Here is a 24680-nt window from a genome sequence, read left to right on the forward strand (position 1 = left end):
CCCATGACACACACCCCCACGGTCCTGTACGACAACGGCCGCTTCTATTCCGCCGCCGAGCCGCGGGCCACCGCCATGCTGGTCCGCGACGGAAGGATCGCCTGGCTCGGCGACAGCGGCGACGCGCCGTCCGCGGACCGGCGAGTCGACCTCGAGCAAACCCTGGTCACCCCCGCTTTCGTCGACGCCCATCTGCACGCCACCGACACCGGCCTGGCCATCGAGGGCCTCGACCTTTCCGCCGTGCGATCGAGGGCCGAGCTGCTGGACGCGGTGTCGGCCTTCGCCGCGACACGCCCGGCGGGCGGTGTCGTGCACGGTCACGGCTGGGACGAGTCGACCTGGGCCGACCAGGGCGTGCCGAGTGTCGCCGAGCTCGACCGCGCCGCCGGGGGCCGCCGTGTCTACCTGTCGCAGGCGTCGGTGCACTCCGCGCTGGCCTCCCCGGCGCTGCTGGACGCGGCCGGACTGCCCACGGGCGAGGGCCTGGTCAAAGAACAGGACCACCACGCCGTACGGGCTCTGGCCCTCGACGACCTGACCCCCGAGCAACGAACCGCGGCGCAGCGAGCGGCCCTGACCAGGGCGGCGTCGCTCGGGATCGCCGCCGTGCACGAGTGCGGTGGCCCCGGCACGTCCAGCGAGGCCGACCTGACCTCGGTGCTGGCGCTCAGCGGCCAGGGGCTGCCGCAGGTGTTCGGCTACTGGGGTGAGCTGGGCGGCGCCCTCAAGGCCAAGGAGCTGGGCGCGGTCGGCGCGGCCGGTGACCTGTACGCGGACGGCGCGCTCGGCTCCCGTACGGCCAGTGTCCGTGAGCCTTTCCGGGACGGCCACGGCGGCTGCGGTGAGGCGTTCGTGACCGCCGAACAGGCCGCCGAGCACCTGCTCGACTGTGTCACCGTGGGCGTGCAGGGCGGTTTCCACGCGATCGGCGACGCCGCCATCGAGACCGTGCTCGAAGGGTTCGCGCTGGCCGCCAAGTCGGTCGGGGTCGACGTCGTGCGGCAGGGCCGGCACCGTGTCGAGCACGTCGAGCTGATCGACAAGGCGATGATCGCGCGGATGGTCGAGTTCGGGGTGGTGGCCTCGGTGCAGCCGGTGTTCGACGCGCTGTGGGGCGGCCCGGACAGGATGTACGCGCAGCGGCTCGGCGTCGAGCGGGCGATGGCGTCGAACCCGATCGGCGCGATGCACGCGACCGGGGTGCAGCTGGCGTTCGGGTCGGACTCGCCGGTGACGGCGCTGGACCCGTGGGCGGTGGTGGTGGCGGCCGCGGCGCCGCGCAACCCGGTGTACCGGATGAGTGTGCGGGCGGCGTTCGCGGCGTCGACGCGCGGCGGGTGGAAGGCGGCGCTGGTCGACGACGCGGGGGTGCTGGCGCCGGGCCGGGCGGCGACCTTCGCGGTGTGGGACACCCCTGGCGGCGTACGGGAAGGTCTGCCTGATCTTCTGCCCGACATCGAGGGCGTGTTCCCGCGTCGGCCGGTGTGCCGGCGGACTGTTCTGCACGGCGAAACGATCTACGAGGCGTAAGCGAGGAGCAGGGGTGGCGGGGAAGCTTGATCTGGATCCGCGGGTGGTGCGCCGGGCGCGCCGGCTCGCGGCCAAGGCGGGGCAGCCGGTGGTCGACCTGGCCCGTTCGCACACCACCGTGTCGGTGGAGCGGGCGGTGCTGCGGCTGGCCGGTGTGCACGGGGCCGACCCCGACGGGATTCCCTGGGTGAACCGGCTGGTCGACGCGGTGCGCTCGGACATCGGGCTGGGGCACGGCGTCGCGGTGCCGGTGTTCCACGCGATGCGCAGCACCGGGCTCGACGACATCACCCTCCTCGCGCAGAAGGCCGCCGCGGGCGCGGTCCGCTTCGACCTGCCGTCCGGGCGGGCCGAGACGACCGCGGCCCGGCGGGCGGCGAAGAAGGCCACCGGCGCCGGGCTCAAGATCGTGGACCGGCGCCGGGCCGAACGGGACCGGATGATCAAGCGGTACGGGGATCCGGAGCAGCGGCCGTGGATCTACCTGATCGTGGCGACCGGCGACATCCACGAGGACATCCCGCAGGCGCAGGCGGCCGCGCGGGCCGGCGCCGACGTGATCGCGGTGATCCGCTCGACCGGGCAGTCGCTGCTCGACTACGTGCCCGAGGGCGCTACCCGGGAGGGCTTCGCGGGAACGTACGCGACGCAGGAGAACTTCCGGCTGATGCGGGCCGCGCTGGACGAGACGTCCAAGGAGCTGGGCCGGTACGTGCGGCTGACCAACTACGCGTCCGGGCTCTGCATGCCCGAGATCGCGGCGCTGGCCGGCCTGGAACGGCTCGACATGATGCTCAACGACAGCATGTACGGGATCCTGTTCCGCGACATCAACCCCATCCGTACGTTTGTCGACCAGCGGTTCTCGCGGCAGGTCCACGCCCGCGCCGGCATCATCATCAACACCGGCGAGGACAACTACCTGACCACGGCCGACGCGGTCGAGGCGGCCCACACGGTGACGGTCTCGCAGCTGCTCAACGAGTTCTTCGCGCACGAGGCGGGGCTGGAGGACCGGCAGCTGGGCCTCGGGCACGCCTTCGAGATCAACCCGGACCTGCCGGAGTCGTTCCGCCTGGAGCTGGCGCACGCGTTGCTGGCCCGCGAGCTCTTCCCGGACGCGCCGCTGAAGTGGATGCCGCCGACCAAGCACATGACCGGCGACGTGTTCCGCGGCAACCTGCTCGACGGGTTCTTCAACCTGGCCGGGGCGCTGACCGGGCAGGGCATCCTGCTGGTCGGCATGATGACCGAGGCGGTGGTGACGCCGTGGCTCAGCGACCGCGACATCGCCCTGCAGAACGTGCGGTACGTCCTCAACGGCGCCGGCAACCTGCACGAGGACTTCGTGCCCGCCCCGGGCGGCTTCGTCCAGAGCCGCGCCCACCAGGTGCTCGGCGAGGCCGTCGACCTGCTGGAGAAGATCGTCGACGACTCGCTGCTGGACGCCATCGCCGACGGCACGTTCGGGATCATGAAGCGGCCCGCCGACCGGGGCAAGGGCCTCGACGGCGTGGCGAAACACGACGAGGACTACTACAACCCGGTGACGGAGGCCCTGGAGGCATGAGCATCGTTCGCCCGTACGGGGACACCACCGGCGACGGCATGGTGCAGCTCTCGTTCACCCTGCCCCTGCCGCACGACAAGCGGGCCGAGGGCGCCGCGATCCAGCTGGCCAACAAGATGGGCATGGACCCCGCGCTGCTCGTGCACGCCAAGCCGATGGGCGGCCTGACGTTCTTCGTCGTCTACGGACGCGTCAACCATCTCGTCGACACCGACAAGGTGCAGGTCGTCGAGCGGGACTATCCGCTGCTGAGCGCCAAGGAGGTCAACGCCGTCATCAAGCGGCGGCTGCGGCGGCGGCTCAACGTGGTCGGGGCGTGCATCGGCACCGACGCGCACACCGTCGGCATCGATGCGATCCTCAACCTCAAGGGCATCGCGGGGGAGAAGGGCCTGGAGTCCTACACCGAGTTGTCGGTGACCAACATGGGCGCCCAGGTCTCCGTGCCGGATCTGGTCGAGACCGCCCGGGAACGCAAGGCCGACGCCGTGCTGGTCTCCCAGGTCGTCACCCAGCGCGACGCGCACCTGCAGAACACCCGGGCCATGTCGGCCGCCTTCCGGGAGGCTCTGCCGGCCGGGAAACGTCCGCTTCTGATCGTCGGCGGCCCCCGTTTCGACGAGCTGATGGCGGCCGACCTCGGCGTCGACCGGATCTTCACCCGCGGCACCACCCCGCGGGAAGTCGCCTCGTACCTCGTTCACGCACTCGCTGGGAGCCCGTCTTGATCACTGTTACGCACCGCCGTTATGTCCCGTACTCGCACGCGCACTACGCGGGCAACCTGGTCGACGGGGCGTACTCGCTCGGCCTGTTCGGCGACGTCGCGACCGAGGTGTGCATCCGGCTCGACGGCGACGAGGGTTTGTTCGCCTCGTACGACGACGTGCAGTTCAAGGCGCCGGTCCAGGCCGGTGACGTGCTCGAGATCGAGGCCACCGTCGTGCGCATGGGCACCCGCAGCCGCAAGATCGCGTTCGAGTCGCGGGTCGTGTGCCGGGGCACGGGCGGGTCGGCCGCGGCCGTCCTCGACGAGCCCATCGTCGCGGTGACCGCCACGGGCACGGTGGTCGTCCCCCCTGCGGCATGAGCCACTGCACCGCAGCGGGCGGCAGCGGGCGTAGGGCCAGGAGGGCCCGCCGACTGTGAACCCAGCCGTGAAGACTGCTGTGTGCGTGGACGTCGGGTCCACGTACACGAAGGCGGCCCTGGTCGACCTCGGCGGCGGGGAACTGATCCGGCGGGCCGAGGTGCCGACAACCTCCGCCACCGATGTGCTGACCGGTCTCGAGCAGGCGGTGGCCGAGGTCGGCGGCGGCGACGAGCTGTACGTGTGCTCGTCGGCCGGCGGCGGTCTGCGGCTGGCCGTGGTCGGCTACGAGTCGCTGGTCACCGCCGAGGCCGGGCACCGGGTCGGCCTGTCCGCGGGCGCCAGCGTGGTGCACGTGGCGGCGGGGCCGCTGGACGGTCGCGGGGTAACGGCGCTGCGCGAGTCCCGACCGGATGTGATCCTGCTCGTCGGCGGCACCGACGGCGGGGACGGCGAGGTGCTGCTGCACAACGCCCACCGGCTCGCCACCTCCCGGCTGCGGGTGCCCGTGGTGGTGGCGGGCAACGCCGACGTACGTGACGAGGCCGCGGCCCGGCTGGCCGGACGCCGGGTTCCGGTGACCGTCACGGGCAACGTGCTGCCCCGCATCGGGGTGCTCGATCCCGCCCCGGCGCGGGCCGCTATCCGGTCGGTGTTCCTGCGGCACGTGATCGGCGGCAAGCGGCTGTCCCGGGGACCCCGGTTCGCGTCGCTGGTGCGGGCGGCCACCCCGGACGCGGTTCTGGCCGGGGTGGAGCTGCTGGCCGATCTGACGGGTTACGGGGTGCTGGTCGTGGACGTCGGCGGCGCGACCACCGACGTGTACTCGGCGCTGGTGCCCGACGCCGAGGCCGAGTCGGGGCCGCGCCGCGACGTGGCGGGCACGCTGTGGCGGTCGCGGACCGTGGAGGGTGACCTCGGCGTCGCTGTCGGTGCCGACGGGACCCGAGCCGCCGCGGCGGCCGAGAAATTGGCAGTTCCGTTATCCGGGCGGGTTCCAGGTGACGTTCAGTTAGCCGCGCAGGCGGCGACGGTGGCGTTGCGGCGGCACGCCCGCGGTCACGCGTCCGCTCCTGGTCAGCCGCGTACGGGCGGGCGCGACCTGCGTGACGTCCGGCTGGTGGTGGGTTCGGGCGGGGTGCTGCGGCACGGCGGCGGCGCGTATGTGCTGGACGCGGTGCTGTCGGACCATGCCGGCGGCTGGGCGGCGCCGTCCCAGGCCCGTACGGTGATCGACTCGCGGTACGTGCTGGCCGCCGCCGGCATGTTGTCCATTGATCATCGTGACGTCGCGGCGGCCCTGATGAACAGCCTGTAGCCCGAACGGGTGCACCGCGGGACACGCGGACGGCGCGACACGCCCGGAAGCGGGGGTGGCAGTTGACAGGACTGCGGGGGACAGACGTACCGTCGTCCAAGCCTGAGCACGGCGAGCGGCACAGTTCGTTCCGTTCCTCCGCCCACTGGCCCGCAGTCCTCGCAGGGGTCGCGCGTTCAGCCAGGTCCAGGGGGTGGGGGTCGGCGGGGCGGCGCGGACAGGTCGCGCCCGCGGTGGGCTCGAGGATCGAACGGCGCCAGTAGACAACGGCGTGACCCGCGCAGCCGGCGCGGAGCACGTCGGTCCGAAGGCGATCGCGACATCCGTACGGCCCACCGGCCGTGCCCGGGAGACGTGGAAGCAAACGAGAGGCGCGGCCCGTCGGGGTCGCGCCTCTCCTGCTGTTCCGACTCGTCCGGCCGTTCGCCCCGCGGGCTGCGAGAATTGTTCTGCTTTCGATGCGGGCGGTCGCCCGCACTGTCCGGTTGTGGCCATGCGCCGCCAGGTAGCCTCTCGCGGGTGGAAATGACGTTGGAGCCCGCCACGCCGCAGGTCGCGGCGCAGTCCCCGGCCCCCCGCCCGCTGGGCCTGCGCGTGGCGCTGCCGATGGCGGTCCTGGCCGGGCTGGCGCTGCTGGTCGCCCTCCCGCCGTACGGGTTGTGGTGGCTCGCCCCGGCCGGGGTGGCGCTGTTCGCCGCGGCCGTGCACCGGCGCCGCCTGCGCTCCGGGTTCTGGATCGGCTCGCTGGCCGGGCTGGTGCTGTTCGTGCCGCTGCTGGTGTGGACCAGCTTCTCGGCCGGCTGGCTGCCCTGGATGCTGCTGTCGTTCGCCCAGGCCGCCTTCATGGGCCTGATGGGCCTGGCCTTCGCCTGGGTGTCGCCGCTGGTCGACCGGCGGCGGTGGGCCTGGCCGATCGTGGCCGGGCTGCTCTGGGTGGCCATGGAGGCCGGCCGCTCCCGGGCCCCGTTCGGCGGGTTCCCGTGGGGGCGGCTCGCCTTCAGCCAGGACGACGCACCCGCGCTGCGCCTGGCCGCGTACGGGGGCGCGCCGCTGGTCACGTTCGCCGTCGCCGCCGCCGGGGGCGCCCTGGTCGCGCTGGCGTGGCGCGCGTGGCGGCCCACGCCCCGCGTCCGGCGCCCGCTCGCCCCGGTCCTCGGGTTCGCGCTGGCCGCCGCCGCGCTGATCGCCGGGCCGCTGCTGGCCCCGATCACCCAGCCGGGCGGTGAGACCGCGACGATCGCGATCGTGCAGGGCAACGTGCCCCGGCTCGGTCTGGACTTCAATGCCCAGCGCCGCGCCGTGCTCGACAACCACGTCACCGGCACCGAGAAACTGGCCGCCGAGGTCGCCGCCGGCCGTCAGAAACAGCCCGACCTGGTGGTCTGGCCCGAGAACTCCAGCGACATCGACCCGATCCGTAACCCCGACGCGGCCGCCGTGATCTCCCGCGCCGCCGACCTGATCAAGGCGCCGATCCTGGTCGGCACCGTGCTGCGCACCGACAAGCCCGGCGACATCGAGAACGCCGGCATCCTGTGGAACCCGGTGACCGGCCCCGACCTCGACCAGAAATACGTCAAGCAGCACCCCGTGCCGTTCGCCGAGTACATGCCGCTGCGACCGGTCGCCCGGCTCGTCACCGACAAGGTCGACCTGGTGCGCAACATGCTCGCCGGTGACCACCCCGGCATCCTGCGGGCCGGCCCGGTCACCGTCGGCGACGTGATCTGCTTCGAAGTGGCGTACGACGGCATCGTCCGCGACACTGTGACTTCAGGGGCACAGGTGTTCGCCGTCCAGACGAACAACGCGACCTTCAACGAGGCCGAGGCTCGCCAGCAGCTCGCCATGGTGCGGCTGCGGGCGGTCGAGCACGGCCGGGAAGCCTTGATGGCGTCCACCGTCGGGGTCTCCGGGTTCGTCGGCACCGACGGCCGCGTCCACGACGCCAGCGGTTTCAACGTGGCCGCGGTGATGGTGCGTGACATGCGCCTCGGGGCAACGACTACGCTGGCGACTCGTTTGGGCCGTTGGCCCGAGACGGCGATGGTCGCCCTGGCGGTCGTCGCCCTGGCCGGCGCGCTACCGCTGCGTCGCCGCCGGCGTACCACGAACGACGATGCGGAGGCACGGTGAGCGAGTCGGAAGGCGGCTACCCCGGGGTGGGGCGGGTCCTGGTGGTGATCCCGACCTACAACGAGGCGGACAACATCCGCCTGATCACCGAGCGGGTCCGCCGCGCCGTGCCCGCGGTCGACATCCTCGTCGCCGACGACAACTCGCCCGACGGCACCGGCCGCATCGCCGACGAGCTGAGCGAGGCCGACGACCACATCTTCGTGCTGCACCGGGCGGGCAAGGAAGGGCTCGGGGCGGCGTACAAGGCCGGTTTCGCCTGGGCCAAGAACAAGGGCTACGACGCCGTCGTCGAGATGGACGCCGACGGCTCGCACGCCCCCGAGGAACTGCCCAAGCTGCTCGACGCGCTGGGCGACACCGACGCCGTGCTGGGCACCCGCTACATCCCCGGCGGCAGCGTGCACAACTGGCCGGTGCACCGGCTGCTGCTCTCGCGCGGCGGCAACATCTACATCCGGATGGCGCTGCGCATGCCGTTCAAGGACGCGACCGGCGGTTACCGGGCGTACCGGATGGCCGTTCTCGACGACATCAACTTCGAGACGGTGGCGTCGACCGGTTACTCGTTCCAGGTCGAACTGGCCTGGCGGGCCTACCGGGCCGGTTTCCGCATCGCCGAAGTGCCTATCACGTTCACCGAGCGCGAACACGGCGTGAGCAAGATGAGCGGCAACATTTTCAAGGAACAGCTGCTCAGGGTCACTTTGTGGGGTGTGCAGGCCCGGCGTGACGCGGTCCGCAAGCGCTTCGGCAAGCGGGCCGCCGAGGGCTCCACCTGGCCGTGAAGGTGTCAACCCGTGTCATGCTTGAGGAGGTCAACCTGACACGGAGGGACCCCATGCGTCGTCGCGGCATCGCCCTGCTGCCCCTGGTTCTGCCCCTGCTGGCGTTCGCCGAGATCGTCGCCTTCATCTCGGTGGCCCACGCCATCGGGTTCGGGTGGGCGATCCTGCTCGGCGGCACGGCCAGCATCGCCGGCATGGTGCTGCTGCGCCGTGAGGGCATCAAGGGCTGGCGCCGTTTCCAGGCCGCCGCCGTCGAGGGCCGCCCGCCCGGCCCGCAGGTGTCGAACTCGCTGGTCGGCCTGCTCGGCGCCCTGCTGCTGACAGTGCCCGGTTTCGTCACGGCCGTGGCCGGGCTGCTGCTGGTGCTGCCCCCGGGCCGCCAGCTGGCCCGCCGCCAGGTCGAGCGCTACACCGAACGCCGCATGGGCGGCGCGGTGGCCGGCGACCTGTTCGGCGCCCGGCACGTCCGCGTCGACACCGGCGACCCGGTCGTCATCGACGAGGAACCGGGCCGGCCGTCGCAGCGCACCCCCACCGCAGCCATCGAAGGCGAAGTGATCGAGGGCGAAATCCTCCGCTGACCACGCCGCGCCCTCAGCTTGCGGGTGAGCTTCCGCGGCATGCGAAAAGGCCGCCCCCTCCGTTGGGGGCGGCCTTTTCGCGTTTGCTGCTCTCGGTCCGGGTCAGCGACCCCGGCGGGTGCGGACTTCCTGGAGCCGCTCGTTGAGGATGTCCTCCAGCTCCGAGATCGACCGCCGCTCGAGAAGCATGTCCCAGTGGGTCCGTGGCGGCTTGGCCTTCTTCTGCTCCGGCTCGTTGCCGTCGACCAGTCGGGCGACGCTGCCGTCGAACTTGCACTCCCAGGTGGTGGGCACCTCGGCGTCGACGGCGAACGGCACCTCGAACTGGTGACCCTTCACGCACAGGTACTCTCGGGTCTGCCGGGGCGCCAGCTCGGTGTTGCGGTCGGACTCGTAGCTGACTGCGCCAAGACGGCTGCCGCGCAGCATGCGTTCGCCCATGGTGGCTTCCCCTCGCTCGTGGTGCTGCTCTCGTTGGTGTAACGAAAGGGGCGGCCGTCGGATTCCTACGGTCGCCGAGACTCTGTCGCTGCCGTTGTGACGGCAGTGTTAACGCTACGAGCGTAACCGCCCGTGGCCCTTACCCGGCACCTCGCACCCCCATCGAAGTGGACCTTGGTCCACTTTACGGTTTTTGCGAGTCCTCCACTTGATGCGATCTCGGTCACTCAGGCGACAAGTCCCACATATCGCCGCCGCATCCGGCTCCGCACCAGGCCTGTTCGTCAGCTGAATGCCCAAACTGAGCAGAATCACACGTCCGACTCGGCCCGCGTGTCGCTCCGTGCGCGTTCGGTGCTCGGGTTGCCCGAGGGTGTGGCTTGCCGCCGTCCCGGTGGGGATGGTGACCACGGCGTCCGGCGTGACCGTGCCCGCGGCTCGGCCCGCGTGTCGCGTCCGTGCGTGTTCGGTGCTCGGGTTGCCCGACAGAGTGGCTTCTCGCTCTCGGCCCGCGTGTCACGCCCGTGCATGTTCGGTGCGCCAGTGCCCGGCGGGAGCGGCTTCTCGCCGCCGGGCGCCGGCGACCGGTGATCGCCGGGCGGCGCGTCGGCCTTGGCCACATTGCGCGCGTCACCGGGCCATGTCGGGTCGAAGCGCCGCATGCAGGCGGTGGTGAGGCGGTCGACGACAACGTCGAGGTCGTTGGCCTCGGCCGGTTCGAGCAGATACGGGTCGAGCGGCAGGTTTGTCCTCACGCCGGCCCGGGGGTGGAAGGCCGGTCGGGGCGGCGGCCTCGCCGGGCGCGACCGGCTGCGGTTTGCCGGCGCCGCCCGTCGTGCACCCGCCGATCGCCGTGATCAGCACGATGAGACGGGCGAAGCGCACCCCGATACCTCCTCGGAGTTGCCCGTTCCCGCTGCCGTGCGGCTGCCGGATGCCGGCTGGCGTGCGGCTGCCGGCTGCCGGCTGCCGGATGCCGGATGCCGGATGCCGGATGCCGAGCAATGTACCGGGGTCCGGGCGGCGCGGAATCCAACCAGGGGTTGATATGGACGGACGTCCGGGCGTGCCCGTCAGGTGCGGGCACGCGTGTCGGCGGGGCCTGGCTGGGCCGGCGGGCGGGTGGTTCCGAGGCTGGCCAAAGCCGACGCCAGGTCGCTGACCTGCGACGACAGTTGAGCGGCGCGGGTTTGCGCGGCCTCCGCCTCCGCTTGCGCCGCGGCCAGCCGGCGTTCCAGGTCGGCGCGGTCGCGGTGGGCGCGTTCCAGCTCTTCCCGCGTACGCAGGAGCCCGTCCCGTTCGGACACGGCCTCGGACAATGCCCGGGTGAGCCGGTCGATCTCGGCGCCGGCCGACTCCTGGGCGGCCGCGGCGTCCCGCCGTACACGCTGGAGGGTCTGCTCGGCTGTCTCCCGCTGATCGGCCAGCTCGGCTTGCGCCTTCTGCAAGTCGGCCCGGCTCTTCTGGGCCTCCTCACGGGCAACGTCCCGCTCGCCGCGCAGTTCCTCGTTACGGGCGGCAACGGCCTCCGCGTCACGTAGCGCCGCTGCCAGCTCCCGCTCGGTGGCTTCCCGATCCCTCCGTACGTCGGTGATCTCCGCCCGCGCCGTCGCCAGCTCGTCACGGGCGGCGTCCCGGTCGGCCTCGGCCCGTTCCCGCAATGCTGCCGCCGCCGTCGCCGCACGCTGGGCTTCCTCCCTGGCGGCGTGCGCCTCGTCGGCCCGTGCCGCGGCGTTCTCGGCGTTACGTGCGGACTCCTCGGCCCGCTGCTGCGCCTCGTCCCGCTCCGCCGCGGCCGCGGCCGCGAGTTGCTGCGCCGTGGCTGCTGCTGCCGCCGCCCGCTCAGCGTCACGGCGGGCGTCATCACGTTCGGTGTGCGCGGCCGCGATCTGCCCGGACGTCTCGGCCCGGATCTCGGCCACCTGCCGCTCCACCCCGGCCGGCGACAGCTCGGAGTGCAGGGCCTCGGTCAACGACCCGACGAGCTGATCGAGCCGGTCGACGACCTCCCACGTGCGGGCCACCTGGCCGGCCAGCCCGGGGGAGGACCGGTGCCGCATCCGCACGTTGCGCGAGGCCCGCTGACACTCGCCGTCGTTGTCCCGGCAGTACCGGAAGGGCCGCCCGGCGGAGTTCCGCTGAGGCACGGGCCGCCCACAGTGCGCGCAGGGCCTGGTCTCGGTCGTGACGTCGTTCTCGTTCATCGTCTCCGAACCCTAGGCGGGCGGCCCCGCTTTTCCCCGCCACGACACGACCCCAAGGCGGACCCCCACTCACCCCGTGGTCGCTCCGCTCGAAGCCGCTCCGTTTTGACCTCGGGCTGCTTTGACCTCGGGCTGTTTTGACCACGGGTCGTTCTGACAGTGGTCGGTTCGGACGGGATGCGTTCGTTCTCGAGTGAGCCTGCGATGGACAGGTTGTCCGCTGGTGAGGGCGTCTTATCGCGGTATTGGGGGATCTGTCCGGTGTGGTCCGGCGGCTTGGACGTCGGTCGGTCTGTCAGCAGTTCCGAGGCCGAGGCACCAGCGGCGCCCTAGCCCACTCTCCGCCGTCGTCCTCGATCCAGCACCTGCAAACTAGTATCCTAGGATGCATTAGCGGTAGTGCACTCCCTCGCAACGCTGGCGGCTCCGCGCTGGTGACGACTGAAAACCACAGGAATCAACGGCAACCAACTCTTGATTTTCGGCGTGCCGGAGAAGACCGTGGCTAGCGGACGGGGTGCCGGGCGTCAGCGAGACGTGCCTCAGCGGTAGGTCAGGCGCGGCGAAGAGTTGTTCGGGGGTTGCTGAGGGTCTTGCCCACGGGCGGGCGAGCGGCAACAGGCGGGCGGCAACGGGCGGGCGGGCGGCAACGGCAACGGCAACGGCAACGGCAACGGCGGGGTCAGCGGGTGTCGATAGCCAGCCGTACCCGGAAGCCGACGATGACCAGGCCCGCGATGCGGCCGAGCGGGCGGCTGGCGCTCGGGCGTCGCAGTAGTTCCCGTGGGCGGAGGGCGGCCGTGACGGGAACCGTGGACCAGGCCAGGCCGAGCAAGACGTGAACGCCGGCGAGCAGGATTCCGAACAGGAGCGGCTGGCGCCGGGTGGGATGAACCAGGGAAGCAGAGCTACATAGAAGGCGCCCATCTCGGGGTTGAGCAGATTCGTGAACAGGCCTCGGCGCCGGCCGGACAGTAAGCCGGGACCGTCGTCGGGCGGCTGTTCCGAGGGGACGCAGTCCGGGTCCCCTCGCGGCCGGGCCTGTCCGCGACTGGTGGGTCGGCGGGCCCCCGACCAGCGAGGGGCCTTAGGTGGCGAGCGGTTTCATGGCGGAACCAGTCGACGGTCAGCCGGCCAGGTATGTCTTGACAGCCGGGGCGAGCGCGGCGGCGTTGATGATGTGGGTCTGGTCGGGGATCGTCCGGTATTCGGCTTTGGGCAGGGCATCGCTGAGGGCTCGGGCGGCGTTGCGCATGTATTCGGGGCTTTTGCCGCCGTCCATGACCAGCGCCGGTGCGGTGACTGAGGACCAGCGTGTGCGGTCGAGGGGTACGCCGCGGCTGGTATCGCCGAGCAGGTGCAGGTCGTAGGGGAGGGTGTGGGCGACGTTCTTGAGCTTCTTCCAGTTCGGGGTGAGTTTCATCATGGTGACGACGGGGGCGGGGACGCCGACGTCGGTGAAGAACGTCTTGAGGGCGGCGGACTGGTCGCCGCGGGCGAGCAGGGCCTCGATGTCGGTGACGAGGGTGGCTGGGCGGGGTTCGTGGGTGTTGTCGACGATGAACGGCGGTTCGTAAAGGGCGAGGCGGGTGATGCCGGGCAGGCGGTTGGCGGCGTCAGCGGCGAGGACCGCGCCGGAGGAGGCGCCGAACAGGCAGGCCTTGCCGCCGGCGGCTTGGAGCAGGGCGGCCAGGTCGTCGATCTCGCGTTCGGGTGACCAGGGCGGGGTGTTGCCGCTGTCGCCGCGGTGGCGCCGGTCGTACAGGTGGACGGTGAAGGTGTCGGACAGGTGGCCGGCGAGGTCGCGGGCGGGGCCGAAGCCGCGGTGGCACAGGCTGCCGTCGACCAGGATGAGGGCTGGGCCGTGGCCGGTGGTCTCGTAGGCGATGGTGGTGCCGTCGGCGGAGGTGATGGTGGGCATCGGGGCTCCTCAGTGGGCGTACAGGGTGTGCAGGAAGGTCTCCCAGCGGGCCGGGGCAGGGTCGGCGGGCGGGAAGACGACGTGGGCGGCGACCATGGAACCGTGGAAGCCGCGGATGTAGCGGAACAGGCCTTCGGGCGTACGCAGGCCCAGGGTGTGGGGGTTGACGTGGTAGACGTCGCCGCCGTCGTGGGTGGTGTCGCCCGGTTCGGGGTTGCGGCTGAGGCCGAGGGTGTGGTGCAGCTTTTCCCAGGCTGAGGGCCAGTTGTGAATCGGGGGGCCGAAGGCTGTGACGGGGGTGCCGGTGCGGCCGGTGAAGTGGGTGAGGTAGGCGACGAGGGTGGCGTGGAACAGGGTGAGGCCGTGGCCCATCGCCTCGAACTCGTCGGCCCAGTCGTCGCCGGGCAGGAAGCCGCTGGTGGCGGCGCGTAGCACGGTGGCGGAGTGGTCGTTGCCCTCGATCAGGAACTCGAACGCCTGGAAGCGGCCGTCGGGGGCGGTTTCGGTGCGGTGGGTGAAGTGGTGGGGGCGGTCGTCGGCGGTGACTGTGGACGGCGGGAACTGGGCCGGGCCGAAGGCGGTGCGCACGGTGGAGCCGGTGATCTCGGTGCGGCCGATGTACCACGAGGAGACGCCGGTGCTGGTGGTGATGGCGTCCCAGACCTGTTCGGGGTCGGCCGGGACGGTGGCTTCGAGGTGGACCTCGTAGTCCTTGCCCATGCTCAGGTGTCCTTCGGGGTGGGGGCGGCCGAGTCGAGTGCCGGGTGGACGGCGACGACGAGGCGGTGTTTGCGGCCGGTTTCGCTGTGGTAGCGGCTGATCAGGTCGCTGACGGCGCTGGTGAGCTCTTCGGCGAAGGCGGCGCGGTCGGCGGGGGTGGCGAAGCGGATCTCGCCGTCGAGGGCGAAGGTGGCGACGCGCTGTTCGGCTCGGGCGCTGCCGGTGATGAGGGTGCCGACTTCGCGGACGAGGCGGGCGGCGAGGGCGAGCAGCCAGCGGGCGGAGAGCCGGTCGGGGGCGCGGTCGGGGTCGGGGGCGACGGCGGCCATGGCGTTGGGGGAGATGACGTACGAGGCGGCGGTGGCTTGCATCATGCGTTCGGTGACGTTGCCTTTGCGGCGTTCCTCGACGAGTTCGACGAGGCCGTGTTGTTCGAGGGCGCGCAGGTGGTAGTTGACCTTTTGGCGGGGCAGGCCGACCTTGGCGGCGAGCATGGTGGCCGAGCCGGGCCGGGCGAGCTCGGCGAGGAGCCGGTTGCGGATGGGGTCGAGTGATATCTCGGCCGCGGCCGGGTCTTCGATGACGGCGACTTCCTCCATGGGCCACACCCTCCCACCGAAAAGAAATATTGTCTAGAGCGGAATCATGGTCGGATGGGGTGGGCGGCGGCGGTCACCGCACGGCAGACCGGCGGGCTGGTCAGCACGGCAACGCTGTCGCTGATCTGGTCGATCGAGCCGGTCAGCGGGCGCTCCCGCAGCCCCGGATCGGTGATCGCCTCGCACAGCGCGCCGGCGAACCGGCCGGCGCCGAGCACCTGGCAGCCCCGGTCGAAGAACTCACGCCGGGTTGCGGGCAGCTCGGCGGCGAGGCCCAGCTCGTTCTGCGTCTCGGCGAGGATCTCGAGCATCGTGCAGAACGCGTCCTCACGGTCGCGGGCGTTGCCGGCCCGCAAGGCGTTGGCCAGGTGCCACGCGGCGGGTCCGGGCGGCAGGCTCGCCATCAGCCATTTCGAGTACGGCGGCCAGCGGCGCGACAGCAGCAGCATCAGGCGCGCGGCCTCGCGGCAGAGGCGTGCCGTGAGCACCTGGGCGCCGCGTTCGTCACCGAGCTCGGCGGCGCGGGCGGGGAACGGCTCCTCCTCGGCCAGGCGCTGCCACTGGGTGGCCAGCACGTAGCGCCAGAGGTCGGGTGGATACCAGCGCAGGCTGCCCCGTACGGAGGAAAGGGTTCGATCGGGGTCGTGGAAGACTGCGCCGCCGGTGAGCTCGGCCAGGCGCTGCCACGGCAGGGACAGCCAGTCGGCCGTGGTGAGGCCGCCCGCGGGGTCGAAGCCGAGCAGGTCGCGGCACCAGTCGGGCCACGGGCTGATCGTGATGTAGTGATCGACCGGGCCGTCGGTGTCGGCCATCGTGCGGACCCGCGCTCCGGGCGGCTCGAAGTGGGTGGACCAGCCCCGGAACCGTTTGGGCAGCCTGGCGCGGAGCATCGCGTCGAGCTCGCCGATGTCGGCGTCGACGAACAGCTCGAGCCGTGGACCCCAGTCGTGGTCGGTGGATCTGGGTGTGTCGAACCCGAGCACGTCGGAGCCGGGCCCGAGACGTGCGGCGGCGTGCGGGCGATCGCCCAGCAGCGGGCGGACGGCCTCGAAGTAGTAGAGACGGGACAGCTCGACGCCGGGCAGGAATGTGGTCATGGCCGGAGAAGGTAGCGGGCCCCGCCGACATTTTCTCGGCGATATCGTCGACCTGTGGATAACTTGTTCCGTCCCGGGTGGAGAGTCGAAGAACTTGTCCACAGCACAGCGAACGAGGTGACCGGAGGGGTCTGGCGGGTCCATCGTGACGGCGGTTCGGCGATCTGCAAGGTCGCGACGCCGAGGAGAGAGGGCGCCGCCGCGCACCTGGCGGCGAGCGACGATCCGGGTCACTTCAACTACTGGCGGCGTGAGCCCGCGGCGTATGCGTCGGGGCTGGCCGCGACCGGTCTGCCCGGCCTGCCCGGGCCGCAGTTCTTCGAGGAGGTGGAGCGCCCCGACGGTTCGGTGGAGATGTGGCTGCAGGACGTGCCCGGCGCGGCCGGGACGACGGCCGGCGTGGCCGAGCTGGGTGACGTGGCCTTCCGGCTCGGTGGTGCGCAGGCAAGCCGGCTGGGACAACCGCCGGCCGAGCCGTGGCTGGCGCGGGACTGGCTGCGCGACTACACGACGGCCAACGCGTTCGACGTCGAGCCGGACTGGGACCATCCGGTGGTGGCGTCGGTGTGGGAGCCGTCGCTGCGCTCCGGGTTGCGCCGGTTGTGGGAGCGGCGGGCGGAGATCCTTGCGGCCACCGACACCCTTCCCCGTACGCAGTGCCACCACGACGTCTGGCCGATGAACCTGATTCTCGCGGCGACCGGTCCGGTGCTGCTGGACTGGGCGTACTGCGGGCCGGGGGCCATCGGGGAGGACGCGGCGAACCTGGCCCTGGACACGTTCTTCGACGGGCTGATCCCGATCGGACTGCTCGACGACGTGCTCGCCGAGGTGGCCGAGCAGTACCGCCGTGGGCTGGACGGGGCTGTCGATGACGACACGGTGCGCCGGGCGATCCGGACGTGCGGCGCGGCCAAGTATTTCTGGCTGGCCCCGCGCATGGTGACGGCCGCGGCGAACGGGTCGAGCCGGACGGCGAACTACGACCGGCGCGGCGTCGAGGAGATGCTGGCCGGTCGCGCCCCGGTGCTGCGGGTGGTGGCCCACTGGGCGGAGACCGTGCTGTGACAGCCCGGCAGGGGCTGGTCAAGGGCTCGCGGCGGAACTGTCGCACCCGGTCGATACCATCCAGGCCAATCGTTGGTTCGGGGGTGTGTGATGGCGTGGCGTCGGTGGGGGGCCGCCTCGATGATCGCCGCCTCGTTGCTGACCGTTCCCGCGCCGGCCCGCGCGGCGGTGGTGTGCCAGAGTGTCGCCCAGCCGAAACCGGTCGTCTCCGGGGTGCCGGTCGAGGGCCAGGTGTACGACCCCAAGCGCCTCGCCCCGTTCGCGACCGGCGCCGGCGTACGGGTTGCTGTGATCGACTCCGGGGTGGACGCCACCCATCCGCAGCTGCGCGGCCACGTCGCTCAGGGAACGGACCTCCTGCACGGCGAACGCTCCGGCCGGCAGGACTGCAACGGCCACGGCACGGCGGTGGCCAGCATCATCGGGGCGACGCCGGCCGCTGGCACAGGGTTCCAGGGCCTGGCCCCCGACGCGGTCATCGTGCCGGTGCGTATCAGCGAACAGCAGGAGATCGACGGTCAGGCGGTCGGTGACCGCGGCACACCGGCCCAGTTCGCCGACGCGATCGACTGGGCGGTCGAGCAGGGCGACGCCGACGTGATCAACCTGTCGCTGGTGATGACCGACGACAACGACGCCGTACGGCGGGCGGTCCGGCGTGCCGTGGCCGGCGGGGTCGTGGTTGTGGCGGCGGCCGGCAACAAGGCCGAGGAAGGCAACCCGGACCCCTATCCGGCGATCTACGACGGCGTGATCGGGGTGGGCGCGATCGACGCCAACGGGGTGCGGGCGCCGTTCTCCCAACGCGGCGAGTACGTCGACATCGTCGCCATGGGCGCCCCCGTGACCGCCGCCGCCCTGATCTCCGGGCACACGTCGGTGCAGGGCACGAGCTTCTCGGCGCCGTTCGTGGCGGCCACCGCGGCCCTGCTCAGACAACGTTTCCCCAACATCACCCCGGCCGGCGTGGAGCGGCGGCTGACCGCCACGGCCGACCCGGCCCCGGGCGGCGGGCCGCGCACCGACGACTACGGGGCCGGCGCGCTCAACCCGTATCGTGCGCTCACCGAAAACCTGGCCCCGGCGGCCGGCCCGGCGCCCCCGCCGCAGGACGTGAACCTCAACGACCCGGCCGCGGCGGCACTCGAGGCCCGGCGCGAGCGCTCACAAACCACGGCGCTGATCTTCGCCGGCGTCGGCATCGGGCTGGTCCTGCTGCTGGGCATCGTCGCGGTCGTCGTCCGCCAGGGCCGCCGCCGCGGCTGGCACCCGGCCACCACAGGCAACCCTGACTGAACCGCCGCGCCCGGGCCCTCGCCCCGTGGGCGCGTCTCTGTGTGTTCGCCCGCCTGCGTCCGCGCGCCCGGATTCGCCACGCTCGTTACTCGGCCAGGCCACCGTGTCGTCGAAACGTGGGCAGTGCGGCTCGGGAGGGTGCGGCGATGACTGTCAACTCCGGGGTGGGGTCTGCCGAACGGGGGTGAGCTACCGGAGTCGGGATGGTCGTCGGTGGGGCTGTGGATAACTTCCGGGCTTGCTTTCGGGCGGCTAATCTGCACTGTGGACAAGCCGAAACGGCTGTTGGTCGATCACCTAGGATGGAGGCCCCCGGGAGGGTGGGCCCTGGGTAGGAGGGGCCCTGGGCAGGAGTTGTACACGTAGGGCCGGATCAACGGCAGGGTCGGACCGGCGGAGACTGGGCCGGTCACGGGCGGGAGCTGCGGCGAGACCGACCGGTGAGGACCGAGCCGGCCCCGGTTGAGGACAGCGGCGAGACCGGACCGCCGGGGACCGGGGCGGCCGCGGGCAAGAGCAGCGGTGAGACCGGCCTGGTGAGGACAGGGCGGGCCCCCGGGCAAGCACTGCGGCGGGGACTGAGCCGGTCATGGGCGAGAGCAGCGGTGAAGGCGACGGCGATGCGGCCACTTCGGCACGGGTACACCAACGACACCCGCGGGGACGGGGCCGTGGTGGTCAAGCGGTATCAGGGCGGCATCGACGAGGCGTTGCGCCGGGGGACGGAGCTCAGCGTGCTCGAGCGGTTGCCGGCGGGGTTGCCGGTGCCGCGGGTGCTGGGGGTGCCCGACGGGGCGATCGAGCTCGAGCAGCTCGGCGGCATGCATGGGCAGGACCTGATCGACGAGGGGCTGGCCCGGCCGGTGCTGCGTAAGTGCGGGGATCTGCTGCGCCGGTTGCAGCAGATCGATGTGGGCACGGTTTTCCCGGACACGGCGGCCGGCACGGGCTGGGTGGTGGTGCACGGCGACTACGGGCCCAACAACATGCTGTTCGACCAGGACACGTTCCGGGTGACGGCGCTGCTCGACTGGGAGTGGGCGCACCCGGGCGACCGGATCGAGGACGTCGCCTGGTGTGAGTGGATCGTGCGGCGGCACCACCCGCGGCACGTCGACGCGCTGGATGAGTTGTTCGGCGGCTACGGTGTGCGGCCGGCTTGGGCGCGACGACGGCACGCAGCCGCCGCCAAGTGTGAGGCCATGGTGGAACGCTTCCGGAACGGGCCCGCCGCCGCCCGTAAGAAGTGGCAGGAGAACCTGGCGCTCACCCTTTCGTGGAAAGAGTGAGCGCCAGGCTTCCGGTCACAGGGGCCGCAGCTCCAGGAAGGCGATCCCCGGGTTGGGCAGCTCGATGGTCACGTCCGCGCCGGGTGGGAGGCGGCGGGCGGGTTCCGCCTCGTCGAGACGGTCTGCCGCCCGTAGAGCCTGCCACTGCGAAGGTGTCGGCCACTCCCCGTCGAAGTCGATCACGCCGTGGGTGGAGTCGACCCGCCACACCCGCAACCGGTGCGGTGCCGCTGATCCGGGGCGGACCACGACCGTACGGGAAAGCGCAGCGCTGCCGTTGACCTGGCCGTGGTCGAGGGTGCTGTTCCAGAGCAGGATCCCCGTGCCGCCGTCGTCGTAGCGTGAAGCCCACGCCTCGACCAGACCGTCCCCGGTGACCGTCACCGGCAGCTCGACCGGCCCGAGCCGGGCGGCCAGCGCGAGCGCCCAGAACTTCGGCTTGGCCAGGTTGCCCACGGTGAGCAGCCCGAACCCGCCGTGCAGCAGCCGTTGCGGGCGGCCCAGTTCCTCGAAGTGGTCGCTGGCCACCCACGGCGCCAGGGCGTCGATCCGGCCCGCCGCGGAACGCATCCCCTTGAGCAGGAAAGCGGCCGCGAACACGCTGTCGTTGATCCGGCTGCCGTGGGTGGCGGTGACGCCCCATTCGGTCCACAGCAGCGCCCGCCCGCCGGCCAGCGGCCGCAGGTCGAGCGGCACGGTCCCGTACACGTGGGTGGACAGGAAGTCACCGCCGGGCTGGTCCTCGACCCAGCCCACGGCCGCCGTCGCGGGGCCACCCACCCGCAGTCCCGGGTCGACGTCCTTGACGGCGGCCACGGTGACCTCGAAGAGCTGCCAGTACTCGTCCGGCGTGCCTGACCAGAACACCGACAGGTTGGCCTCGTTCCACACCTCGAACCACCAGTGTTCCCGCACCTCGTCGAGGCCGTAACGGTCCACGACGTGCCGGGTGAACGCGCCGATCAGGTCACCCCAGCGGTCCCAGTCGCGCGGCGGCGAGATGATCCCCTGATAGGTGAAGACCGTCCGGGACGGGTCGCGGGCCAGGTCACGCGGCATGAAACCGAACTCGACGACAGGCGTCAGACCCAGATCCCGTACGAGGTCGAAGATCTGATCCACCCGGGTGAAGTCGTACACGGGTTCCCCGTCGACCTCCCGGTAGACGCCGTTGTCGTCGCCGAGGATGTGGTGGGCGCGGACCGTGCGGACGCCCAGTTCGGAGGCGACCCGTCGCAGCGCCGCGGCCAGGTCGGGACCGATGACGTGCCCGCCGGTCTGGTCGGTCGAGAGCAGGTGGGACAGGTGCTCGGAGCCCACCATCGCCTCCCAGACGCGGGGGAGCGGCGCCTCCAGATCACCCAACGTGACGACAGCCACTCCGGACACATCGCCGCCCGAAGCCGGAACGGGCACCGACAAGGGCCCGATTGCCGTCACGGTCTCCAGAGCGGCCACGGCATACCAGCCTCCGCGCCCGGGCGTGGTGTCGGCATACGGACCGTGCGGGACGGCCAGCACATCACCGCCGCCATGATCGACGACTTCGAACGGGCCGTCCGGCGACGACGAGCGGTGCACCGCGTACCCGATGGCCCCCGGCACCGGCTCCCAGTTCACGGTCACCAGCCCCCGGCCGGTCACCGCCGTCACGCCCGCGGGTGCGGGCAGCTGCGATTGTTGCGGTTTTCCGGGCGTACGGTCCTGGGCGCCCCCGCCGCCCATCAGCGCCGCCCAGCTGGAACGTGCCTGGTCCTCGATCGTCATCAGCGCCCGCCCAGCTGCGGCAGCCGCTGCCCGGCCGGCACGTTGAACGTCTCCCGCGCCAGCAGGGGCCGCACCGCCCGCTCGAACCCCGGTGACACGAAGGCCTTCTTCACCACGTCGTGCGCGAGCTCGTTCCCGACAGCCGCCATGATCATGGACTGGTCGAGGGACAGGTACCGCTTGGCGACGGTCTTGGAGCGCACGGCCACCGCGTCGTAGAACCCGCCCGGCCCGTACGCGTCGAGGTTGCTCTTCATCCTGGCGAGGTTGGCCAGGACGGGGCCACGCGCGTACGGCAGGGCGAGGAACGCGGCGTGCGGCGTGACCACCCCGTCGCCGTAGACAGCGGGCGGCCCGGGTGGACGGCAGTCACCGAACCCGGCGTCGTACTTGCCGCCCTCGACGTCGGAGGGGTATCCGTCGGTGTCCATGCCCATGGCGTCCACGCCGTACACCCCGTACCCGCCGAACGGGTTCGATGCCGGCGAGAACCCCCAGTAGCCGTACTTGGCGTCGGCCAGCCCGTGTTCGATCTGCGCGGCCACGGTCGCCGGGTGGTTGCGGCCCCAGCTGCGCGGACCCCACTGCGCCTCGGGCACGAACAGGTCGGGCATCAGCGCCTCGAACATGTCACCGCCCCACGACGGCACGAACGTGATGCCGCGGTACCGGTACGAGCCCTCGTAGACCGTGCGGCCCAGATGGGTGGTGGTGAACCCGCGCGGCTGCATCTCCTGCCACGCGTAGTCGCAGCTGTCGGGCAGGGTGCGCATGGTGTCGAAGTACGCGGTGGCCGGGATCTGTCCCTGCGCGATGCCCAGGTACGTGGCCATCCGCGGCTCGGTGACGGTGATGTCGTAGTGGTTGCAGGTGAACCACACGCCGTCCTGCGGCACCGAGCAACCGGGCGGCTCGGTGTCCCAGAACCCGCCCCGGATCAGCCCGCGCGACCCGATCGGGGAGGTGGCGGCCGGGTTGAAGTAGAAGCCGAAGTTCATCCGGTCCAGAACCCGGGCTGCCTTCGTACGCAGGGACGGGAAGGCGCCCTGGACGACCTGCAGACCGGCGGCGAGCCAGCCGTTGTCGACGCTGGACAGGAACGGCGTGACCGCCGAGCCGTCGGGCAGAACCGTCAGCACGGCGCCGGTGTGCGGGTCGTACCAGTTGTAGAACATGCCCGACTCGTCGTGGTGCTCGAGGGTGGCGAGCGTGTCGAGGGTCCGGCTGACGCGCTGCTCGGCCTCCCGGGGTTCGATGATCCCCAGGGAGCGCGCGACGACGGCCGACCACATGTAGCCGCCGATGTTGGTGGGTGACGTGTACGCGGCGGGGGCGGACAGGTCACCGGGGATGTTGTCGGCGACCAGCCCGGTGGCGGGGTCGGTCATGGCGGTCAGGGAGCGCCAGGTGTCCTTGGCGTAGGTGCGCAGCGGGTCGGGGGCGCTGTGCGCGGGCGCGGCGGTCAGGATCAGGAGCAGGGAGACAACGGGAACGAGCAGACGTCTCATGGGATCACCTCACTTGAGTCCGGTGGTGGCGATGCCCCGCATGAAGTGGCGCTGCAGGACCAGGAACACGATCAGGACGGGCAGCACCACCACGACCGCCCCGGCGAGCAGCAGGCCGTAGTAGATGCGGTTCTGCCCGATGGCGTACAGGGCCAACGCCACCGGCAGGGTGTACTTGTCGTCGGTCGTGGCCACCACGAGCGGCCACAGGAAGTTGTTCCACGACGCCAGGAACGTCAGGATCCCCAGCGTGGCCAGGGCCGGCTTGCACAGCGGCAGCACGACCCGCCAGAAGATCCGCCACTCGCCGGCGCCGTCGACCCGGGCCGCCTCGATCAGGTCGTCCGGGATGGCCAGCAGGAACTGCCGCATCAGGAACACCCCGAACGGCCCGGCCAGGAACGGCAACACCAGACCCGCGTACGTGTTGGCCAGGCCCATGTTGCTGACCAGCACGAACTGCGGCACGAAGGTCACCATGCCCGGCACCATCAGCATGCCCAGCACCGTCAGGAACAGCGCCTTACGCCCGGGGAAGTCCAGCTTGGCCAGGGCGTACCCGAGCAGCGAGCAGAACAGCAGGTTGCCCGCGGTCACCAGCACGGCGACGATCGCCGAGTTGGCGAAGTACCGCGGGAAGTCGAGCCGGGCGAACAGGTCACGGTAGTGGTCGAACGTCCACGTCGACGGCCACCACGTCGGCGGCACCGCACGGATGTCGGCCTCGGGTTTGAACGACGACAGCAGCATCCACAGGAACGGGCCGACCACCACGAGCAGACCCGCGCACAGGATCGCGTACAGGGAAAGCTTGGCGATTCTGTCCCTGGTCATTCGCGCCTCCCCAGCAGACGGAACTGCAGGACCGACAGGGCGACGATGGCCACGAACAGCACGTACGAGGCCGCGGCGGCGTAGCCGTAGTTGCCGAACCCGAACTGGTTGTAGATGTGGTAGCTGACCGACAGGGTCGAGCTCAGCGGCCCGCCCTGCGTCATCACCAGCGGCTCCTCGAACAGCTGCAGGTAACCGATGCCGGTGATGACCGCCCCGAACAGCAGAGCCGGGCGCATCAGCGGGATGGTGATCCGCCGGAACTGCTGCCACCGGCCCGCGCCGTCGAGCGTGGCCGCCTCGTACAGGGTGGTGGGAATGCTCTGCAGAGCCGCCAGGAAGATGACCATGAGGGAACCGAAGTTGCGCCACGCCGCCATCACGATGATCGAGCCGAGCGACGTGCGGGTGTCGCCCAGCCAGTTCGGCCCGTCGATCCCGATCACGCCGAGCAGGTTGTTGACCAGGCCGGCCTCGGGGTCGAGCAGGAACCGCCAGACCACCGCGATGGCGACGATGCTGGTGACCACGGGCAGGTAGAAACCGACCCGGAACACCGCCCGGAACCGGATCAGGCCCGAGTTCAGGGCGTTCGCCGCGGCCAGGGCGGCCACGACCGTCAACGGCACCCCGACGACCACGAACACGAGCGTGTTGACGGCCGAGCGCAGGAACAGGTCGTCGGAGAACAGCCTCGTGTAGTTGTCCAGACCCACGAAGTCGACCGCCAGCGGCGTACGCAGGTCCGTGGCCCGCATGTCGGTGACGCTCATGACCAGTGAGGCCACCACCGGCAGGAGCGCGAACACTCCGAACAGCACCGTGAACGGGGCGGCGAAGGCCCAGCCGATCCACCTACGCCGCTTCCTGCCCGTTTTATCCGGTGCGGCTGGTTTCAACGAACGCTCCGTGAGGACCGC

General features: G+C 71.4%; 22 protein-coding genes. 11 read left to right on the forward strand and 11 right to left on the reverse strand.

What is annotated here, in order from left to right; genetic code table 11:
* Nucleotides 1–3 precede the first annotated feature (3 nt).
* From C8E87_RS36615 to C8E87_RS36650, 8 genes are all read left to right on the forward strand, one after another.
* On the forward strand, nucleotides 4–1533 hold the full coding sequence (locus C8E87_RS36615; RefSeq protein WP_133877967.1) for an amidohydrolase: 1530 nt from the start codon (nucleotides 4–6) through the stop codon (nucleotides 1531–1533).
* 13 nt (nucleotides 1534–1546) lie between these two features.
* On the forward strand, nucleotides 1547–3103 hold the full coding sequence (gene kamD / locus C8E87_RS36620; protein ID WP_133877968.1) for a lysine 5,6-aminomutase subunit alpha: 1557 nt from the start codon (nucleotides 1547–1549) through the stop codon (nucleotides 3101–3103).
* Entirely contained in the window at nucleotides 3100–3831 is a 732-nt protein-coding gene (gene kamE, locus C8E87_RS36625) for a lysine 5,6-aminomutase subunit beta (protein WP_133877969.1), read from the forward strand. The genes kamD and kamE overlap by 4 nt, the downstream gene beginning before the upstream one ends.
* Nucleotides 3828–4193 carry a 3-aminobutyryl-CoA ammonia lyase gene (kal, locus tag C8E87_RS36630; protein ID WP_133877970.1) on the forward strand — a complete coding sequence of 122 codons (366 nt, stop codon included), beginning with the start codon at nucleotides 3828–3830 and terminating at the stop codon, nucleotides 4191–4193. Before kamE ends, kal begins: the two co-directional genes overlap by 4 nt.
* Before the next feature lie 67 nt (nucleotides 4194–4260).
* Nucleotides 4261–5511, forward strand: coding sequence for a glutamate mutase L (locus tag C8E87_RS36635; RefSeq protein WP_133877971.1), 1251 nt, complete (start codon nucleotides 4261–4263; stop codon nucleotides 5509–5511).
* A gap of 525 nt (nucleotides 5512–6036) precedes the next feature.
* Nucleotides 6037–7647: an apolipoprotein N-acyltransferase gene (gene lnt / locus C8E87_RS36640; RefSeq protein WP_133879184.1), complete on the forward strand. Its 1611-nt coding sequence runs from the start codon at nucleotides 6037–6039 to the stop codon at nucleotides 7645–7647.
* On the forward strand, nucleotides 7644–8435 hold the full coding sequence (locus tag C8E87_RS36645; RefSeq protein ID WP_133877972.1) for a polyprenol monophosphomannose synthase: 792 nt from the start codon (nucleotides 7644–7646) through the stop codon (nucleotides 8433–8435). Before lnt ends, C8E87_RS36645 begins: the two co-directional genes overlap by 4 nt.
* Nucleotides 8436–8488: 53 nt before the next feature.
* Nucleotides 8489–9016: an FxsA family protein gene (locus C8E87_RS36650; RefSeq protein ID WP_133877973.1), complete on the forward strand. Its 528-nt coding sequence runs from the start codon at nucleotides 8489–8491 to the stop codon at nucleotides 9014–9016.
* 102 nt (nucleotides 9017–9118) lie between these two features.
* On the opposite strand, the gene C8E87_RS36655 is transcribed toward C8E87_RS36650, so the two are convergent.
* The 7 genes from C8E87_RS36655 to C8E87_RS36685 all read right to left on the reverse strand — a co-directional run bounded on the left by C8E87_RS36655 (nucleotide 9119) and on the right by C8E87_RS36685 (nucleotide 15998).
* Entirely contained in the window at nucleotides 9119–9457 is a 339-nt protein-coding gene (locus tag C8E87_RS36655; RefSeq protein WP_133877974.1) for an RNA polymerase-binding protein RbpA, read from the reverse strand.
* 311 nt (nucleotides 9458–9768) lie between these two features.
* On the reverse strand, nucleotides 9769–10212 hold the full coding sequence (locus C8E87_RS36660; protein ID WP_133877975.1) for a hypothetical protein: 444 nt from the start codon (nucleotides 10210–10212) through the stop codon (nucleotides 9769–9771).
* A 318-nt stretch (nucleotides 10213–10530) separates the two neighbouring features.
* Entirely contained in the window at nucleotides 10531–11661 is a 1131-nt protein-coding gene (locus C8E87_RS36665; RefSeq protein ID WP_133877976.1) for a coiled-coil domain-containing protein, read from the reverse strand.
* A 1126-nt stretch (nucleotides 11662–12787) separates the two neighbouring features.
* A complete protein-coding gene (locus C8E87_RS36670; protein ID WP_133877977.1) occupies nucleotides 12788–13582 on the reverse strand; it encodes an alpha/beta fold hydrolase in 795 nt (264 codons plus the stop codon).
* A gap of 9 nt (nucleotides 13583–13591) precedes the next feature.
* A complete protein-coding gene (locus C8E87_RS36675; protein WP_133877978.1) occupies nucleotides 13592–14302 on the reverse strand; it encodes an SRPBCC family protein in 711 nt (236 codons plus the stop codon).
* 2 nt (nucleotides 14303–14304) lie between these two features.
* Nucleotides 14305–14901, reverse strand: a complete 597-nt coding sequence (locus C8E87_RS36680) for an ArsR/SmtB family transcription factor (RefSeq protein ID WP_133877979.1) — start codon at nucleotides 14899–14901, stop codon at nucleotides 14305–14307.
* A gap of 44 nt (nucleotides 14902–14945) precedes the next feature.
* Nucleotides 14946–15998 carry a DUF4037 domain-containing protein gene (locus C8E87_RS36685; RefSeq protein WP_133877980.1) on the reverse strand — a complete coding sequence of 351 codons (1053 nt, stop codon included), beginning with the start codon at nucleotides 15996–15998 and terminating at the stop codon, nucleotides 14946–14948.
* A gap of 117 nt (nucleotides 15999–16115) precedes the next feature.
* Between C8E87_RS36685 and C8E87_RS36690 the strand changes: the two genes are divergently transcribed.
* The 3 genes from C8E87_RS36690 (at nucleotide 16116) to C8E87_RS36700 (ending at nucleotide 19651) form a co-directional block, all read left to right on the forward strand.
* Entirely contained in the window at nucleotides 16116–17066 is a 951-nt protein-coding gene (locus C8E87_RS36690; protein ID WP_239080090.1) for an aminoglycoside phosphotransferase family protein, read from the forward strand.
* Nucleotides 17067–17156: 90 nt separating this feature from the next.
* Nucleotides 17157–18362, forward strand: coding sequence for a type VII secretion-associated serine protease mycosin (gene mycP, locus C8E87_RS36695; protein ID WP_133877981.1), 1206 nt, complete (start codon nucleotides 17157–17159; stop codon nucleotides 18360–18362).
* Nucleotides 18363–18982: 620 nt separating this feature from the next.
* Nucleotides 18983–19651 carry a phosphotransferase family protein gene (locus tag C8E87_RS36700; RefSeq protein ID WP_133877982.1) on the forward strand — a complete coding sequence of 223 codons (669 nt, stop codon included), beginning with the start codon at nucleotides 18983–18985 and terminating at the stop codon, nucleotides 19649–19651.
* Nucleotides 19652–19666: 15 nt separating this feature from the next.
* Here C8E87_RS36700 and C8E87_RS36705 read toward each other — a convergent pair whose 3' ends face one another.
* From C8E87_RS36705 to C8E87_RS36720, 4 genes are read right to left on the reverse strand one after another with little or no spacing between them, the layout of a single operon-like run.
* Nucleotides 19667–21418 carry a GH39 family glycosyl hydrolase gene (locus C8E87_RS36705; RefSeq protein WP_133877983.1) on the reverse strand — a complete coding sequence of 584 codons (1752 nt, stop codon included), beginning with the start codon at nucleotides 21416–21418 and terminating at the stop codon, nucleotides 19667–19669.
* Complete coding sequence (locus C8E87_RS36710) at nucleotides 21418–22926, reverse strand: glucoamylase family protein (RefSeq protein WP_133877984.1); 1509 nt, start codon at nucleotides 22924–22926, stop codon at nucleotides 21418–21420. Before C8E87_RS36710 ends, C8E87_RS36705 begins: the two co-directional genes overlap by 1 nt.
* Nucleotides 22927–22935: 9 nt before the next feature.
* Entirely contained in the window at nucleotides 22936–23760 is an 825-nt protein-coding gene (locus C8E87_RS36715; RefSeq protein ID WP_133877985.1) for a carbohydrate ABC transporter permease, read from the reverse strand.
* Nucleotides 23757–24659, reverse strand: a complete 903-nt coding sequence (locus C8E87_RS36720) for a carbohydrate ABC transporter permease (protein ID WP_239080091.1) — start codon at nucleotides 24657–24659, stop codon at nucleotides 23757–23759. Before C8E87_RS36720 ends, C8E87_RS36715 begins: the two co-directional genes overlap by 4 nt.
* Between the last annotated feature and the right edge of the window lie 21 nt (nucleotides 24660–24680).

This window comes from Paractinoplanes brasiliensis (genome assembly GCF_004362215.1).
Classification (GTDB): domain Bacteria; phylum Actinomycetota; class Actinomycetes; order Mycobacteriales; family Micromonosporaceae; genus Actinoplanes; species Actinoplanes brasiliensis.

Excerpts from the sequence above, each read along its gene's own strand:
- C8E87_RS36615 (WP_133877967.1), top strand. The coding sequence starts at position 4 with ATGACACACACCCCCACGGTCCTGTACGACAACGGCCGCTTCTATTCC.
- kamE (WP_133877969.1), top strand. The coding sequence starts at position 3,100 with ATGAGCATCGTTCGCCCGTACGGGGACACCACCGGCGACGGCATGGTG.
- lnt (WP_133879184.1), top strand. The coding sequence starts at position 6,037 with ATGACGTTGGAGCCCGCCACGCCGCAGGTCGCGGCGCAGTCCCCGGCC.
- C8E87_RS36650 (WP_133877973.1), top strand. The coding sequence starts at position 8,489 with ATGCGTCGTCGCGGCATCGCCCTGCTGCCCCTGGTTCTGCCCCTGCTG.
- C8E87_RS36655 (WP_133877974.1), bottom strand. The coding sequence starts at position 9,457 with ATGGGCGAACGCATGCTGCGCGGCAGCCGTCTTGGCGCAGTCAGCTAC.
- C8E87_RS36665 (WP_133877976.1), bottom strand. The coding sequence starts at position 11,661 with ATGAACGAGAACGACGTCACGACCGAGACCAGGCCCTGCGCGCACTGT.
- C8E87_RS36670 (WP_133877977.1), bottom strand. The coding sequence starts at position 13,582 with ATGCCCACCATCACCTCCGCCGACGGCACCACCATCGCCTACGAGACC.
- C8E87_RS36675 (WP_133877978.1), bottom strand. The coding sequence starts at position 14,302 with ATGGGCAAGGACTACGAGGTCCACCTCGAAGCCACCGTCCCGGCCGAC.
- C8E87_RS36680 (WP_133877979.1), bottom strand. The coding sequence starts at position 14,901 with ATGGAGGAAGTCGCCGTCATCGAAGACCCGGCCGCGGCCGAGATATCA.
- C8E87_RS36685 (WP_133877980.1), bottom strand. The coding sequence starts at position 15,998 with ATGACCACATTCCTGCCCGGCGTCGAGCTGTCCCGTCTCTACTACTTC.
- mycP (WP_133877981.1), top strand. The coding sequence starts at position 17,157 with ATGGCGTGGCGTCGGTGGGGGGCCGCCTCGATGATCGCCGCCTCGTTG.
- C8E87_RS36700 (WP_133877982.1), top strand. The coding sequence starts at position 18,983 with ATGCGGCCACTTCGGCACGGGTACACCAACGACACCCGCGGGGACGGG.
- C8E87_RS36705 (WP_133877983.1), bottom strand. The coding sequence starts at position 21,418 with ATGACGATCGAGGACCAGGCACGTTCCAGCTGGGCGGCGCTGATGGGC.
- C8E87_RS36710 (WP_133877984.1), bottom strand. The coding sequence starts at position 22,926 with ATGAGACGTCTGCTCGTTCCCGTTGTCTCCCTGCTCCTGATCCTGACC.
- C8E87_RS36715 (WP_133877985.1), bottom strand. The coding sequence starts at position 23,760 with ATGACCAGGGACAGAATCGCCAAGCTTTCCCTGTACGCGATCCTGTGC.